Origin of the sequence: Halomonas halocynthiae DSM 14573, from assembly GCF_000425725.1 — a bacterium.
GTDB classification, from domain to species: Bacteria; Pseudomonadota; Gammaproteobacteria; order Pseudomonadales; family Halomonadaceae; genus Halomonas; species Halomonas halocynthiae.
The window spans coordinates 219353-234014 of the sequence record NZ_KE384439.1 but is presented as its reverse complement, the minus strand read 5'-3'; the positions used below and the strand labels follow the sequence as shown (position 1 = coordinate 234014).

The 14662-nt window shown below is 55.0% G+C and carries 14 protein-coding genes; 10 read left to right on the top strand and 4 right to left on the bottom strand.

Going from position 1 to position 14662, the window contains the following annotated elements; genetic code table 11:
• Positions 1-15 precede the first annotated feature (15 nt).
• The gene (locus H616_RS0106645; protein WP_027966664.1) at positions 16-297 is read left to right on the top strand and encodes a hypothetical protein; all 282 of its coding nucleotides are present in this window, start codon (positions 16-18) and stop codon (positions 295-297) included.
• 97 nt (positions 298-394) lie between these two features.
• On the opposite strand, the gene H616_RS0106640 is transcribed toward H616_RS0106645, so the two are convergent.
• Positions 395-1417 (bottom strand): linear amide C-N hydrolase, encoded by a 1023-nt coding sequence (locus tag H616_RS0106640; RefSeq protein ID WP_027966663.1) that lies wholly within the window; start codon positions 1415-1417, stop codon positions 395-397.
• A 146-nt stretch (positions 1418-1563) separates the two neighbouring features.
• Between H616_RS0106640 and thiI the strand changes: the two genes are divergently transcribed.
• The 9 genes from thiI to nth all read left to right on the top strand — a co-directional run bounded on the left by thiI (position 1564) and on the right by nth (position 11479).
• Positions 1564-3039, top strand: coding sequence for a tRNA uracil 4-sulfurtransferase ThiI (gene thiI / locus H616_RS0106635; RefSeq protein WP_027966662.1), 1476 nt, complete (start codon positions 1564-1566; stop codon positions 3037-3039).
• Positions 3040-3167: 128 nt separating this feature from the next.
• Positions 3168-5222: a methionine--tRNA ligase gene (gene metG / locus H616_RS0106630; RefSeq protein WP_027966661.1), complete on the top strand. Its 2055-nt coding sequence runs from the start codon at positions 3168-3170 to the stop codon at positions 5220-5222.
• A 66-nt stretch (positions 5223-5288) separates the two neighbouring features.
• Positions 5289-5870, top strand: coding sequence for an electron transport complex subunit RsxA (gene rsxA / locus H616_RS0106625; protein ID WP_027966660.1), 582 nt, complete (start codon positions 5289-5291; stop codon positions 5868-5870).
• Entirely contained in the window at positions 5867-6535 is a 669-nt protein-coding gene (rsxB, locus tag H616_RS0106620; protein WP_276195350.1) for an electron transport complex subunit RsxB, read from the top strand. The genes rsxA and rsxB overlap by 4 nt, the downstream gene beginning before the upstream one ends.
• Positions 6528-8348 carry an electron transport complex subunit RsxC gene (rsxC, locus tag H616_RS0106615; protein WP_027966658.1) on the top strand — a complete coding sequence of 607 codons (1821 nt, stop codon included), beginning with the start codon at positions 6528-6530 and terminating at the stop codon, positions 8346-8348. Before rsxB ends, rsxC begins: the two co-directional genes overlap by 8 nt.
• On the top strand, positions 8345-9409 hold the full coding sequence (locus H616_RS0106610) for an RnfABCDGE type electron transport complex subunit D (RefSeq protein ID WP_027966657.1): 1065 nt from the start codon (positions 8345-8347) through the stop codon (positions 9407-9409). Before rsxC ends, H616_RS0106610 begins: the two co-directional genes overlap by 4 nt.
• The gene (locus H616_RS0106605; RefSeq protein ID WP_084155749.1) at positions 9406-10044 is read left to right on the top strand and encodes an RnfABCDGE type electron transport complex subunit G; all 639 of its coding nucleotides are present in this window, start codon (positions 9406-9408) and stop codon (positions 10042-10044) included. The genes H616_RS0106610 and H616_RS0106605 overlap by 4 nt, the downstream gene beginning before the upstream one ends.
• A 26-nt stretch (positions 10045-10070) precedes the next feature.
• On the top strand, positions 10071-10799 hold the full coding sequence (locus H616_RS0106600; RefSeq protein ID WP_027966655.1) for an electron transport complex subunit E: 729 nt from the start codon (positions 10071-10073) through the stop codon (positions 10797-10799).
• A gap of 44 nt (positions 10800-10843) precedes the next feature.
• Positions 10844-11479, top strand: a complete 636-nt coding sequence (gene nth / locus H616_RS0106595; RefSeq protein WP_027966654.1) for an endonuclease III — start codon at positions 10844-10846, stop codon at positions 11477-11479.
• Here the strand turns inward: nth and H616_RS0106590 are convergent, their stop codons facing one another.
• From H616_RS0106590 to H616_RS14380, 3 genes are read right to left on the bottom strand one after another with little or no spacing between them, the layout of a single operon-like run.
• Positions 11480-12496 (bottom strand): ArsA family ATPase, encoded by a 1017-nt coding sequence (locus H616_RS0106590; RefSeq protein ID WP_027966653.1) that lies wholly within the window; start codon positions 12494-12496, stop codon positions 11480-11482.
• A gap of 57 nt (positions 12497-12553) precedes the next feature.
• On the bottom strand, positions 12554-12811 hold the full coding sequence (locus H616_RS0106585) for a cory-CC-star protein (RefSeq protein ID WP_156906440.1): 258 nt from the start codon (positions 12809-12811) through the stop codon (positions 12554-12556).
• Between the two features lie 23 nt (positions 12812-12834).
• Positions 12835-14526 carry a carbon starvation CstA family protein gene (locus H616_RS14380; RefSeq protein ID WP_035572710.1) on the bottom strand — a complete coding sequence of 564 codons (1692 nt, stop codon included), beginning with the start codon at positions 14524-14526 and terminating at the stop codon, positions 12835-12837.
• Positions 14527-14662 lie beyond the last annotated feature (136 nt).

Genomic DNA, 14662 nt, shown 5'->3' with positions numbered 1-14662 from the left:
AACCAGGAGCTCAACATGTCCTCATCACAGATTCAGAAAACTCGTGTGATCAATGAGCTGAGTGAATTTATTCGCAAACTCCTACAAGACCCGCAAGTACTTGAACAGGCGCTTGACGTAGCCAGAAAACACTTAGCAGAAGATAACCAGAAAGATGTAATGACACGGGTCGCCAGCGAAATTTCCGATATTACCAGCATCCACATTCCTGAGGACCCTGCTGATCACTCCGAGGCTGACCGGCTATTTCTTGAGCTGCTCAAAGAAGTGGTTAATGAAGAACAAGCACTTTACTAATCCAACCTTGTGACGAAACACAGAGACCCGCCAAGATGGCGGGTCTCTGTGTTTTAGTCGTTATCTCTGGCATTTATCTACAGCATTTACTTATGGCTCATGGTGTTACGACACCCGCCTCAAGCTGCTGAAGCATGGCCATCGACAGAAAAGTCATCGGCCCCTTATCTTCAAACTTTTGGGTTACATTACCCGCCAGCCCATCTTCCAGCCGCAGCTCCTCAACGAGGTCCAGTTTGAGTTGCGGACTGCCTTCGCTGAAGTCCATCTTCTCCAGGTCCATCCACACAATATTGGGACGCGTGGTGGACTCAAAAACAACGCGTCGATTTGTCAGATCGCTCACGCTCTGCCAAATGGTTTGCGACGCATCAGGCTTGCCCGGGTCAGGCTGGCGAAACGGTTGAGCAGCATTACGAATAACGCTGAACATGGCAGCAATACCGTCCAGCTGAGTCGTCGGCTGACTCAGTCGACTTAAGTAATAAGAGGCACGTGCAAAACGGTCACTGGCCAAGGTGGAGCCCGGCAGCGGTTTATCACCACCCAGCCCCTCAAACGTTTTGACCAGCTCGATTTGCTGGTCAAATGTTGGTGAATTGGTCATCACGCGATAATCACGACTGTGATAAACACGAGGCTGGCCATCAATATACTCAATAATTGCTGAGTCGCCAGTAGCGTCATCGAGCGCCAGATGTATCGTCGGCGGCTTGCCGCCCGTTGGGTCAGCCATCTGCACGACTTGCACATTCGTTTCAGCTACCCAGGCCACCGCCTCCGCCACGGTAGAAAAGTTATCCAGAAAATATTGCAGCCACACGGCTTGGCTCAATTGAGTACGTGAAGTCTCTGCTGCGGCGTAGGTAGACTCAGCCAACCACAGTATATGGCCAGCCAGCCCTGCTTCATTAAGACCATCCACCGACATCAGATCAAACGCCGTGGTAATAACACTGCCGTACTTTGACGTCCAGGTCAGCTCACCACTAACACCATCGTCGCGGCGAATACCACGCGGCTGGGTCCACAGATTAGTCGCCAAGTCTTTGTGGAAGTCCATATTGCGCCCTACCAGAACCGCTCCATTGGCGTCTGGCCAGATGACCCGAGTACACATAATATTTCTCCCTTATTGGCTAATACCCACCAGACAAACCAGCACAGACGACGTTCCAATGCATCAAAAGGGACGAATACCATGCAGCTGGCAGTAATCGAAAATGTTAATATTACGCCCTATTACTTTGTTGGTCGTACCCCTGTATGTCTTATCTGCTCAAATTCTCGCCGGAAATCATGATCAAGTCACGCCCTGTGCGTCGTAACATGAGCCGCCATCTAGCCAGCAATATACGCACTATCGTACGTCGCCACGATGCTAGCGCGCGGGTCAAGGACGCTTGGGATCACCTGCGATTACACCGCGTAACACCAAGCACGACCTTGACCGACATGCTGACCCGCATTCCTGGTGTACATGAAGTCCAGCGCGTTGATATACAAACATACCAGTCATTTGAGGCCACCCGTGATCTCGTCGTGGCGTATTGGGCCGACAGCCTCTGCGGCAAACAGTTTCGCGTCAGCGTTAAACGCAGTGGCCACGATCATGATTTTAGCTCGCCCGAGCTCGAACGCTACTTAGGTGCTGCATTGCTGACTGCTAGCCCTGGGTCCAGCGTCAACCTGCGCAACCCGCAGGTTGATGTACCCATCACCATCAACGATGATCGCTTACAGCTGATTCGTGAGCGCCACCCAGCCGTTGGCGGCTATCCACTTGGCGTTCAAGGCCAAGCACTGGCGCTGGTTTCTGGCGGTTATGATTCACCCGTAGCCGCATGGCGCATGATGCGACGCGGCATTAAGACACATTTTTTGTTTTTTAATCTCGGCGGGCCCGCACATGAGGCTGGTGTACACGACGTCATATCCTACCTGTGGCGCCGCTATGGGGCCTCGCATCATGTGTATTTTGTCTCAGTGCCTTTCGAAGCCGTGGTCGCCGACATTCAGCGCCAGGTTCCTGACGGGCTGATGAGTGTGGTGCTCAAACGGCTGATGGTTCAAGCCGCCAGCCAGTTAGCTCAACAGGCGAAAATTCCTGCGCTAATTACCGGTGACGCACTGGCTCAAGTGTCAAGCCAAACGCTGGCCAACCTCAGCGTTATCGACCGCGCCAGCCATTTACCCATCTTGCGCCCGCTAATTGCCGACGATAAACAAGCCATCATCGACACAGCACGCACACTTGGCACCGCAAGTTTTGCCGAACACATGCCCGAGTACTGTGGTGCAACTTCAAAACGCCCCCAGGTTAACGCTAAACCTGGCGATGTCGAGGCCGCCGAAGCCCAGCTCACGTCTGGCATTCTGGCGGCAGCACTGGAAAACGCAGTCACCACGCGCGTCGACAAGCTAGTCACTGACACGCACACACACGCGACCAGGCGCCCCGCGTTATACCAACCGCCCACGGTGACCTTCGACACACTGGCTGAGTGCCAAGCGCCCTGTATCATCGATATTCGCCCAGCAAGCGAGTCTGAAACCTCTCCGTTAGTGGTTGCCAACGCTGACGTGCTGACCATCCCATTTTTCGATCTGGCCGAACGCCTTGCTAAGCTGCCCGATGGCCGCGACTACCTGTTGTATTGTGAAAACGGCGTAATGAGCCGCCTGCAAGCCGCTCATTTGGCTGACCAGGGCTACCCGGGTATTGGTATTTTTACATACTGAACGTCACCGACCCTCAGCCCTCCTGTGTGTCTTGTGTCGGCGTTCAGATGCAGCAAACGTTGATCCCAGATACAATTATGGCCATTGTTTTATACCCACTTACCTTTCTCGGGAACCTCTGAGTCATCATGTCCAACACCGTCCGTGATCCACGTAAAATTCTGGTTACCAGCGCCCTTCCCTCGGCTAATGGCTCTATTCACCTGGGCCACATGCTGGAATATGTTCAGACCGATATTTGGGTACGCTTCCAGAAGAGTCGCGGGCAACAGTGTCACTACGTATGCGCCGACGACGCGCATGGTACCGCCATCATGTTGCGTGCCGAACAAGAAGGCATCAGCCCTGAAGCACTGATCGACCGCGTTTCCCGTGAACACCAAAACGATTTCGCCACGTTTGGGGTAAGTTTCGATAACTATCACTCTACCCATGCCGAAGAAAACCGTTATTTCAGCGAGTTGATCTACACTCGGCTACGCGAAAAGGGCCATATTGCCACCCGTGACATCGAACAGATGTACGACCCACTCAAAGGCATTTTTCTGGCTGACCGCTTCATCAAAGGCACCTGCCCAAAGTGCCATGCTGACGGACAATACGGCGACAATTGTGAAGCCTGCGGCACGATTTACACGCCAGCCGAGCTGATCAACCCCGTCTCTGCCATTTCCGGTGCCACACCAGAAGTCAGAAGCTCAACTCACTACTTCTTCAAGTTGCCCGACTTCGCTGATTTTCTGCAGGGTTGGATCAACGATGGTCACGTTCAGCCCTCCATCCGCAACAAACTGATGGAATGGTTCGAGTCTGGCTTCAACGAGTGGGATATTTCCCGCGATGCGCCTTATTTCGGCTTCGAGATTCCTGATGCGCCAGGCAAGTTTTTCTATGTGTGGCTCGACGCGCCCATCGGCTACCTAGCCAGCTTCAAGAACTTGTGTGAGCGTGAAGGTCTCAACTTCGACGAGTACTGGCAGGAAGGCTCCGATGCTGAGGTATACCACTTTATCGGCAAAGATATCGTCTACTTCCATGCCCTATTCTGGCCAGCCATGCTACGCGGTGCCAACCTCCGCACTCCCACGGCAATTAACTGCCACGGCTTTGTTACTGTTAACGGTGCCAAGATGTCTAAGTCTCGCGGCACCTTCATCAAGGCATCGACTTACGCCGAGCAGCTCAATCCCGAATACCTGCGCTACTACTTTGCCGCCAAACTAACCGCGGGTATCGATGACCTGGATCTTAACCTCGACGACTTTGCTCAACGAGTCAATGCCGACTTGGTCGGGAAGGTGGTCAACATCGCTAGCCGTTGCGCTGGCTTTGTCAAAAAACTTGGCGACAGCAAACTCTCCGCCGCGTGTGCCGAGCCAGAAATGTTGGCGCGATTCGTTGCCGCTGGCGACGAAATTGCCGATCACTACGAGGCCCGCGAGTTCAGCCGCGCAATGCGCTGCATCATGACACTGGCCGACGAGGCCAACACCTACATCGCTGACGCTGAACCCTGGGTGCTGGCCAAGCAAGAGGGTAAGCAGCAACAGGTGCTTGATATCTGTTCTGTGGGCATCAACCTGTTCCGCCAGCTGATGGTCTACTTGGCTCCCGTGGTACCAGCAATGGCCGAAGGCGCTCGTGCATTCATGAAGCTCGACAGCCTCGACTGGGACAGCCGCCAACAGCCGCTACTGAACCACAGCATTGCCAAGTTCAAACCCTTGATGACGCGTGTCGAAAATGACCGGATCGTCGCCATGATCGACGCATCCAAGGAGGATCTCGTGGAAGAGCAAAAACTCAAAGAGACCCCTCGTGGGCCGCTAGCTGACAACCCGATTGCCGAGCAGATTAACGTTGACGACTTTGCCAAGCTTGATCTGCGCGTGGTGCGTATTGTCAAAGCTGAGTACGTAGAAGGCGCTGATAAACTCCTCCAGCTAACGCTGGATCTAGGCGGCGAAACCCGCAACGTCTTCGCCGGCATTCGCTCTGCGTATGCGCCAGAAGCGCTAGAGGGCCGCCTCACAGTAATGGTCGCCAACCTTGCCCCGCGCAAAATGCGCTTTGGTGTCTCCGAAGGCATGGTTCTGGCTGCTGGCGGCGGGTCTGTCGAGAATGACGGCATTTATCTGCTGTCTCCCGACTCGGGTGCCGAACCAGGTCAGCGCGTCAGCTGATCACATTACGTCACCTCATATTAACTCTTCCATGCGGGCGCACGAACGCCCGCCAGGACTGACCCGATGAGCGAGATTTTGCTGATCTTGGTCGGCACGGCGCTGGTCAATAACTTTGTGCTGGTACAGTTTCTCGGGCTGTGCCCCTTTATGGGTGTGTCCAGTCGACTGGAACCCGCCTTAGGCATGTCACTGGCGACCACTTTCGTACTGACGCTGTCGGCAGTCGCCAGCCATCTGGTCTATCACTTGTTACTTGAACCGCTGGGCCTTGCCTATCTGCGTACCATTGCCTTTATCGTGGTCATTGCGGTGGTCGTACAGTTCACTGAAATGCTCGTGCGAAAAACCAGCCCGTTACTGCATCAAGTGTTGGGTATTTTCTTGCCGCTGATCACCACCAACTGTGCTGTGCTTGGCGTCGCGTTACTCACACTCAGGCGCAGCAGCAGCCTGATGGAGTCGGCGTTCTATGGCCTGGGGGCAGCGCTGGGATTTTCTCTGGTACTGGTGCTGTTTGCCGCGCTACGTGAACGCTTGGCGGGTGCTGATGTACCGCTACCATTTCGTGGTGCCGCCATTGCCATGATCACCGCCAGTCTGATGTCGCTGGCCTTTATGGGCTTTACTGGGTTGGTTTCGCTGTGAACCGTGCTATCAATACTGCAGCAAACTCACTACTTGACTCACCTCTCGTGCTGGCTATTTTGGCCATTGCAGCGTTAGTCGCTTTATTCGGCCTGCTTGGTGTGCTTCTCGGATTAGCTGGCGAATATCTGCGAGTCCCCGGCAACCCGCTGGTCGAGAAAGTCGATGCGTTACTACCTCAAACCCAGTGTGGTCAGTGCGGGTACCCCGGCTGTCGCCCTTACGCCGAAGCAATCGAGAATGGCGATGAAATCAACAAGTGTCCGCCTGGTGGCGATACCACCATCGCTGCACTGGCCGAGCTTCTTGGCCGAGACCCCAAGCCACTGGACGGCGAGGCGCCGTCAACACCACTTGTCGCCTATATTCGTGAAGACGAGTGCATTGGCTGTACTAAGTGCATCCAGGCCTGCCCAGTAGACGCCATTCTTGGCGCTGCCAAGCATATGCATACTGTCATCATCGACGAGTGCACCGGCTGCGATTTGTGTGTTGAACCCTGCCCCGTAGACTGCATCGACATGCTGCCCCATCCTCGTCCTACAGCGCCAATATCATCACCAGCCAGACTCGGCTCTCAATCCCAGCCGGCCATGTCGTTGATCGCCAGTGATCGTGACAACGGCGGCATAAAAGCCTCACCTCAGGCCCCATCACATGGCTGACTACTTTCCTATACCGGGTGGCATCACCCCGCCCAGCCGCAAAGCTCAAAGCGCTAATGTGCCGCTGCGCAGCGCGCCCTTGCCAACACATGTCGTGATGCCTCTCGATCAACACACAGGCACACCAGCCATGCCTTGCGTTAGCGTCGGCCAGCGAGTGCGCTCCGGCGAATGCATCGCCACGGCTAGCGGCTTGCTATCTGCGGATCTACACGCCAGCCTCTCAGGACAAATCATTGCTACCGATGCTGCCGTGCCGGGTTCGCCGCAATCACAAGCCATCGTGATCAAGTCCGACGGCTTGGATGAATGGCTCCACTTACCCTCACTAAACTGGCGAGACACAAATACCGAGACCCTGCTAAAACGACTCGCGCAGTCCGGCGTGGTGGGCTTGGGTGGCGCGGCCTTTCCTAGCCATATTAAGGCGCATAGCCGTCAACGCCATACGATCAATACGCTGATCGTCAACGCCGCAGAGTGTGAGCCCTATATCAGCTGCGACGACGCCACCTTACGGGCCTTTGCTAGCGACGTGCTGGAAGGGGCGCAATTAATGGCACACCTTGTCGGAGCCGATTCGATTCTGATTGGTATCGAGGATGACAAGCCCGAGGCACTTGCCGCACTACACGCCAGCCTTGATGACAGCACAGCCCAAGGCGGGCGTATTGATATTCGTGTCATTCCTACCCGCTACCCCAGCGGTGGCGAACGCCAGCTAATCCAACGCCTACTGGGGCGTGAAGTGCCCAGCGGAGGTCTACCAGCAGATCTTGGTGTGCTTTGCCACAATCCCGGCACCCTACGTGCCGCCTTACATGCGGTACGCGATGGCATACCCTTGGTATCACGCACCGTCACTCTGACTGGCGAGGCACTGACGCACCCTAGCAATGTGATTGCCCGCATTGGCACACCGCTTACTGCGCTTCTCGACTTTGCCAAGATTGATATCCAGCGTCTGCATCGGCTCATCAGGGGTGGCCCATTAATGGGCCAGGCGCTCACTGACATGAACGCACCGCTAACCAAAGCCACAAATTGCATCATCGCCGCCACCCAACAGGAACTGCCCGACCCCGCACCAGAAATGCCGTGCATTCGTTGTGCGGCCTGCGAAGAAGTTTGTCCCTCAGGTTTACTGCCGCAACAGCTTTACTGGTTTACCAAAGGCCAGGAACATGACAAAGCCGAGCGCTGGCAGCTATTCGACTGCATTGAATGCGGCGCTTGCGATTACATCTGCCCTAGCCACATTCCGTTAGTCGACTACTACCGTGCCAGTAAAGGTATCATCCGTCAGCGGCGCCTCGAAGCTGCCAAAGCGGATCATGCCCGTCACCGCTTCGAGTTGCGTCAAGCTCGCCTGGCTCGTGATGACGCCGAAAAACACGCCCGCCGTGCTGCACGCCGCCAAGCGGCCAGCCAGAGAACCACTAACGCGTCACGCGCTGCCGGCCTTCCCCCCGCAGTTCAGCCAGGCACCCCACCGACAACTGACCACAGGCTGATTGCCAGCAGCACAACGGCCCCTGAGCACTCTGCGCAACAAGCCCCCCCTGCGCCAGACCTGCGCAGCCTGCGTATCGCCCAGAGCGCTGCTCGTGCTGCACAACGCAAAGCTGAGCGAACGCTCACGCGAGCGATCGAAAGTGGTGAGGACGCGTCCATCCTGGCCGACTTAGAGACCCGTCTAGTTATTGCTAAGGAAAACCTTCTCACCGCCGATGCTCAACTGATGGCCGCTCGTGATTCCAGTACTGACCAAGCCAGCGATAGCACCGCTGGCAGAGAGACCAACAGCCAATGAGCCTGTTACATGTAGACAGCGTCAATGACACGCCAGCCACATTAACTCAGCGACCCACCAATACGCCGAGCATCATGGCCTGGGTATTGATTGCGACGCTGCCCGGCATTGCTATGCTGAGCTGGCACTTCGGCTGGGGCGTGCTCTCCAACATCATCATCGCAGGTGCTCTGGGCGTCGCCCTTGAGGCATTAGTACTCAGCCTGCGAAAACGCCCCCTACGCCCCGCACTCGCTGACAACAGCGCTCTTTTGAGCGGCGTCTTGCTCGGCGCAGCACTGCCGCCGGGCAGTGCCTGGTGGCTGATCACCATTGGTATGGTAGCGGCCATTATCGTGGCCAAGCACCTCTACGGCGGGTTAGGACATAACGTATTTAATCCTGCGATGGTCGGCTATGCGCTGCTACTGGTATCGTTCCCCGCACGTATGAGCTTGTGGCCTCCTGCCAGCGGACTCTTTGGCTCAGACGCCATCAGCCTTGGTCAAACACTGGCTAATGTGGCCGGACAAACCTCACTGGCCACACTCGATGCATTGAGCGGCGCCACCCCGTTAGACGCCTTCAACCACAAACCTAAAGGATTAATGGCCTCAGAATTCTGGGCAACACAGCCGTTACCTGACGGTATGTTGCGTGCAGTACAGCAAGTCTCACTGGCTTGGTTCATCGGCGGAGCCTTCCTGCTTATCAAGGGCATTATTGGTTGGCGTATTCCGTTAAGCCTATTGGCCACGCTATTTATCGGGGCAAGCGTGATGTTTGCTACTGACCCCAGCCATCAGCTTGGTCCTGTGCTTCACCTGCTCACCGGCGCCAGTATTTTTGGCGCGTTCTTCATTGCCACCGACCCTGTCAGCGCCGCCACCAGTCAACGTGGCAAACTGTATTATGGCATTGGCATTGGTTTACTCATCCTGATTATCCGCAGCGCTGGCGCTTACCCCGAAGGACTAGCGTTTGCCGTGCTGCTAATGAACCTAGCGGCACCGCTAATCGACCATTACAGCGTACCCCGAGCCTACGGGCATAGCGCTCGGCAAGACAGAAAACCATCATGACGTCACCTGTAACGCCGCCGCCTTCAGGCCCACCACCGAGCAGTCAACCGACTCTGGTTAGAATCGCCCTTCGAGCCGGTATTGGTTTGGCACTGTTCGCGCTAATCACCATCTCAAGCGTAGCAGTGACTCGCGCCTTAACTGCTGAGCGTATTGCCGCCAACCAGCAAGCCAGCGCCTACCAGGCGGTCGCCGACGTAGCACCGCTTAACCACGACGGCAACTTACTCAAACACACCGTCACGTTGCCTGCAGCACCCAGCCTAGGACAACTCAAACCCTTCACCGCCTGGCAAGCAGTCAGTGACGACAAAGTCATTGGGCTGGTAGTGCCAGTCGCGACTAACCAAGGGTATAGCGGGCGTATCGAGATGCTGGTAGGCATCACCTACGACGCAACACTCAGCGGGGTGCGAGTTACCCAGCACCGAGAAACACCAGGGCTGGGTGACGCCATCGACGTAAAAAAGAGTCACTGGATCAAACAGTTTCGCGACCACTCTGCTGAATCAGTGCAGCTAGGTGACGGCGGTATCGACGCCCTCACTGGTGCTACCATTACCTCACGCGCTATCGTCAACGCCGTACACGCCTCTTTGCTGTGGTATCAGAACCATCCGACTCAGCAGCCATAATCGTTAAACAGCCATCGGAGAAACGCATGAGCCAAGCCCCCGCCGCCAGCGATATTATTCGTGATGGTCTGTGGCGACAAAATACCGTACTGGTGCAGATGCTTGGCCTATGCCCGCTATTGGCAGTATCAGCAACCGTTGTCAATGCACTAGGCCTGGGGCTAGCTACCTTACTGGTACTGGTCGGCTCTAACCTGACCGTTTCACTAATTCGTCAGCACATTTCCGCCACCGTACGACTGCCGGCTTTTGTGATGATCATCGCCGCCTTCGTGACCTGCGCTGAGCTGTTAATGGCCGCCTTTGCTTATGAGCTATATGGCATTTTGGGCATTTTTATTCCCCTGATCGTAACCAACTGCGCGATTCTCGGTCGTGCTGAAAGTTTCGCTTCGCGCCACCCCCCACTGGCCTCAGCACTGGATGGTCTGATGACAGGGCTGGGGTTCGCCGGTGTACTGCTGGTGCTCGGGGCGATGCGCGAGCTATTTGGCCAGGGCACACTATTCATGAACATGGATCTCTTGCTAGGCCCTATGGCAGCCAACTGGGGAATAGAGGTATTCCCCAACCTGACATTTCTGTTCCTGATGTTGCCACCCGGAGCCTTCTTTGCCACTGGGCTACTCATCGCACTAAAAAACGTTATCGACCAGCGCAGCGAGCAATGGCCTGCCCCCTCAACAACTGCATCGCCAACAGCAGCCAGCAACAGTGAGGCAAGACGTGTGCGCGTGACGGGCACTATTCGCTGATACGCTGTAAAACAACATGCAAAGAATGACCGGAAAGGACGAGCATGAACGCCGCTAAACGCTATGAAATATTTTCCCGCCTGCGTGACGACAACCCTGAACCAACCACCGAGCTGAATTGGTCTACCTCGTTTGAGCTGCTAGCCGCCGTACTCCTTTCAGCCCAAGCAACAGACGTCGGTGTTAACAAAGCCACTGCTCGGCTGTTTCCAGTAGCCAACACGCCCGCAGCCATCATTGAGCTAGGCATCGACGGCCTCAAAGAACACATCAAAACCATCGGGCTATACAACACCAAGGCCGAAAACCTGATGAAAACCTGCCACCTGCTGATCGATAAGCACGGCGGCGAGGTTCCAGAGACTCGGGCCGCATTGGAAGCCTTACCTGGCGTTGGGCGAAAAACTGCCAATGTCGTGCTCAATACCGCCTTTGGCCACCCTACCATGGCGGTGGATACTCACATCTTTCGCGTCTCCAATCGCACTCGCATTGCCCCCGGAAAAAATGTGCTGGAGGTCGAGCACAAACTACTGCGCCACATACCGAAAGAATTCCTTAAAGACGCCCACCACTGGCTGATCTTATTGGGCCGCTACACCTGTGTAGCACGCAAACCACGTTGCGGTAGCTGCCTGATCGAAGACCTCTGCGAATACAAGGACAAGACTGACATCTGATCAATCGGTGTTGTTTAGTGCACTTTCCAACGCACTGGCCAATTGCTCAAGCATCTCTAGCCCCTGGATATCCGAACTTAGCCAGGGCAGACGCGGCCTTGGCCAAGCGGCCAACTCGTGGTCGATACGTTCCAGATATTCCGCTTCCTGGCTTCGCCGCGCGGCGAAGAAGTCGCCACCTGCCTCCGCTGGCAGCACGCGGTTGACTAAGGTGCCGGCCACCGGAATTCCGGCCTCTTCCAGTGACTTTACCGCTCGTCCGGTTTCAAGAATCGGTAGGCGCTCCGGCGTCAGCACGAACAGGAAGGCGCTGTGTTCAGGATCTGAGATGCGTCGACGAGCCTGATAAAACAAGCGCCTACGTACTAGCAGCGTTTCAGCAACATTCCGACTTCGCTCATCAAGTTCGTCCATTTCTGAGCGTGTTGTATCGGTAAATGGCGAGTCAATATCCTGTCCCTTACGCGGCGTTAGGTGCCGAAGTACCTTGCCCAGCTCTTCTGACTTACGACTGTGCGACAGCAATCCTTCCGTCCAAGCACTCATAGCCTCAGGTAAACTGAGCAGCCGCAGGGTGTGCCCAGTAGGCGCGGTATCGAAGATGATCAGATCATAAGGCGACCCCTCATCGGTAATCATGCGCGAAATGCGCTCCAGCAGAGCAGCCTCTTGTGTCCCCGGCGATTGACGTGACAAGCGCATCTGGCGCTCCAACTCGTCCATCATTCGCGGCACCGCAAAACGCCGCATCTGCGACGTTACACGAGCCAGGTGCGCCTCAACCTCGATATCCGGATCAATTTCCATGGCATCAAGACCCGGTAAAAGGCACGTTGGCTGATCGCCCAACTGGCGGTCAAATACATCGCCCAGACTATGCGCTGGATCGGTGGACGCGACCAACACCCGCTTACCGCATCGTGCGGCAAGCACAGCCAAAGCAGCAGAGACGGAGGTTTTACCGACACCACCTTTGCCACCCACCCATAACAGACGGCGACTCAGCAATGAGTCCATTCAGTCTCTCCTTATAAAAAGTAAGGCCGGCGATTGCCGGCCTCGTAGAGTGGAGTATCAACAGCAACGAAAATCATCCAATGGTGAATGCTCCATGCCCATTCGACAGTGCCAGTCATGGAAGCGCTCCATCAACAATGGCTGCAGCTCCAGGGTGTAATAGCTCACTGGGTTAGGCACACCCATCAACTCAGAAAACACCAGCAACATAAACAGATCGTCCTCGTCTCTTCGAGCCCTGGCAATAGCCCCTCGGTAAGGCGCTGAATAAGCTTCTTCGGCGAAGTAACTGGCTTGGCTAAGCCAGTGTCTCAGACGCCCGAATCTGCCGTCATCAGTCACAGACTGTCCTCCTCAAATCCTTTTCCGCTGCGCATTTCTTCACGTAGACGCTTCATGGCAACAGTGCATTCTAGTGCGACTAAGACCGATGCAATCAACACCACGATATCTAGCCCAAGCAGAAAGTAGTCTCCGGCCTCATAAAAACTTCTCAACTGTGCGAGCAGTGCCAGCACGGTAACAATCAGCAGAAAAACCAATGGCACCAGAGTAAACCACACCGGCCGTCTGCGACGAATCAGCATCACCGAGACCACTAGCAGAGTGAGGCCCGCTAACAGTTGGTTCGTCGTGCCGAATAACGGCCAGATCAGTAAACCACCAGAACCATCAGCGCCAGCACCAAAGGCCAGCACCAAACAGGTCGCTACCGCTAGCACCGTCGCCATGGCTGGCGATTTCATCCAGCTCTGCTGATAAATTTCGCCCCATTCTTGGAAGATATAGCGCTGCAGGCGCAAGCCTGTGTCCATTGTGGTACCCGCAAACAAGGCTGCCATTACCGTCAACAGCGTGGCAGCCGTGGTTTCATTAAGCCCAAGCCCATTATGGATGATATAAGCACCACCCTCGACAAAGGCGTTAACCCCTCCCTGCCCAAACGATGAATACATGGCCTGCCAGTCCGCCAGCGAAGCAAAGCCTGCCGTAGCAGCAACAATAGCACCTAGTGCTAACATGCCCTCACCCACCGAACCAAAGTAACCAACAAAACGTGCATCAGTTTCTTTATTTAGCTGCTTAGACGTGGTGCCCGACGATACCAAACCATGAAATCCAGAAATGGCCCCACAGGCAATGGTCACAAATAACAGCGGGAATAGTGATGGCGTGCCTTCAGGCACATTGCTATTGAATCCCGGAGCAACGATAGAAGGGTTAAGGAAAACGACTGCGCCGTAAAGAATCAACAAGCCAATAAATAACTGCAAACCGTTGATATAGTCTCGTGGCTGCAACAACATCCACACGGGTAGTAACGAGGCAATAGCCGCATAACCAAACAACAATAAAATCCATACCGCATTACCAGATAATCCAGCCACCTGATCAGGCATCTGAATCGGCACAGAGGGGCCAATAAAAATTAATCCATAGAGTGCGACCACGCCAATGACCGACACGAGTCCTAAGCCGATGATACGACGGCGGATCAGCTGACCAATAACCAAGGCTACTGCTATTGCTCCCCATACCGGTACCACAGCGCTAGGGAACTTCATCATCAGCCCGGCAATAACGACAGCAAATACTGCATTGACCATTAATAGCAGCAGAAAGATCACGATCATGAAAATGCTACGCGCACGTTTACCAACCACATCACCTGTTAGCGCACCGACCGAGCGACCACGGTTACGTACACTGGCCCAAATAGCACCAGAGTCATGTATACCAGCAAAGAAAATAGTCCCCAGCACCACCCAAAGAAAGGCTGGCACCCACCCCCAAATAACCGCAATAGCCGGCCCTACAATCGGTGCGGCACCGGCTACCGAGGTAAAGTGGTGCCCCCATAGTACATAGCGATTGGTCGGTACAAAATCGACCCCATCCTCAAACTCATGGGCAGGCGTTTGAAAGTCATCTGACAGGCGAAAAATTTTCTCAGCGATAAACTTCGAATAAATAAAGTAGCCAAGCGCCATCCCAGACAGTCCCATAACCAGCATCAATACAGCACTCATCTGGCACCTCCTTATCGTTAATTTCTTATCAATCCTTAGAGTATGCGACGCATGAGTCGCACTCACCATCCCCCGACAGCAACAAGCCCATAACACCTTGGTCTAACACCCGAAGAACGATACAAGCGATGGCGAG

Bases quoted from the DNA above. Each gene is read 5' to 3' on its own strand.
- H616_RS14380 (WP_035572710.1), bottom strand. From the start codon at position 14,526: ATGAGTGCTGTATTGATGCTGGTTATGGGACTGTCTGGGATGGCGCTT.
- rsxA (WP_027966660.1), top strand. From the start codon at position 5,289: ATGAGCGAGATTTTGCTGATCTTGGTCGGCACGGCGCTGGTCAATAAC.
- rsxC (WP_027966658.1), top strand. From the start codon at position 6,528: ATGGCTGACTACTTTCCTATACCGGGTGGCATCACCCCGCCCAGCCGC.
- H616_RS0106590 (WP_027966653.1), bottom strand. From the start codon at position 12,496: ATGGACTCATTGCTGAGTCGCCGTCTGTTATGGGTGGGTGGCAAAGGT.
- H616_RS0106640 (WP_027966663.1), bottom strand. From the start codon at position 1,417: ATGTGTACTCGGGTCATCTGGCCAGACGCCAATGGAGCGGTTCTGGTA.
- nth (WP_027966654.1), top strand. From the start codon at position 10,844: ATGAACGCCGCTAAACGCTATGAAATATTTTCCCGCCTGCGTGACGAC.
- metG (WP_027966661.1), top strand. From the start codon at position 3,168: ATGTCCAACACCGTCCGTGATCCACGTAAAATTCTGGTTACCAGCGCC.
- H616_RS0106605 (WP_084155749.1), top strand. From the start codon at position 9,406: ATGACGTCACCTGTAACGCCGCCGCCTTCAGGCCCACCACCGAGCAGT.
- H616_RS0106600 (WP_027966655.1), top strand. From the start codon at position 10,071: ATGAGCCAAGCCCCCGCCGCCAGCGATATTATTCGTGATGGTCTGTGG.
- thiI (WP_027966662.1), top strand. From the start codon at position 1,564: ATGTCTTATCTGCTCAAATTCTCGCCGGAAATCATGATCAAGTCACGC.
- H616_RS0106610 (WP_027966657.1), top strand. From the start codon at position 8,345: ATGAGCCTGTTACATGTAGACAGCGTCAATGACACGCCAGCCACATTA.
- H616_RS0106645 (WP_027966664.1), top strand. From the start codon at position 16: ATGTCCTCATCACAGATTCAGAAAACTCGTGTGATCAATGAGCTGAGT.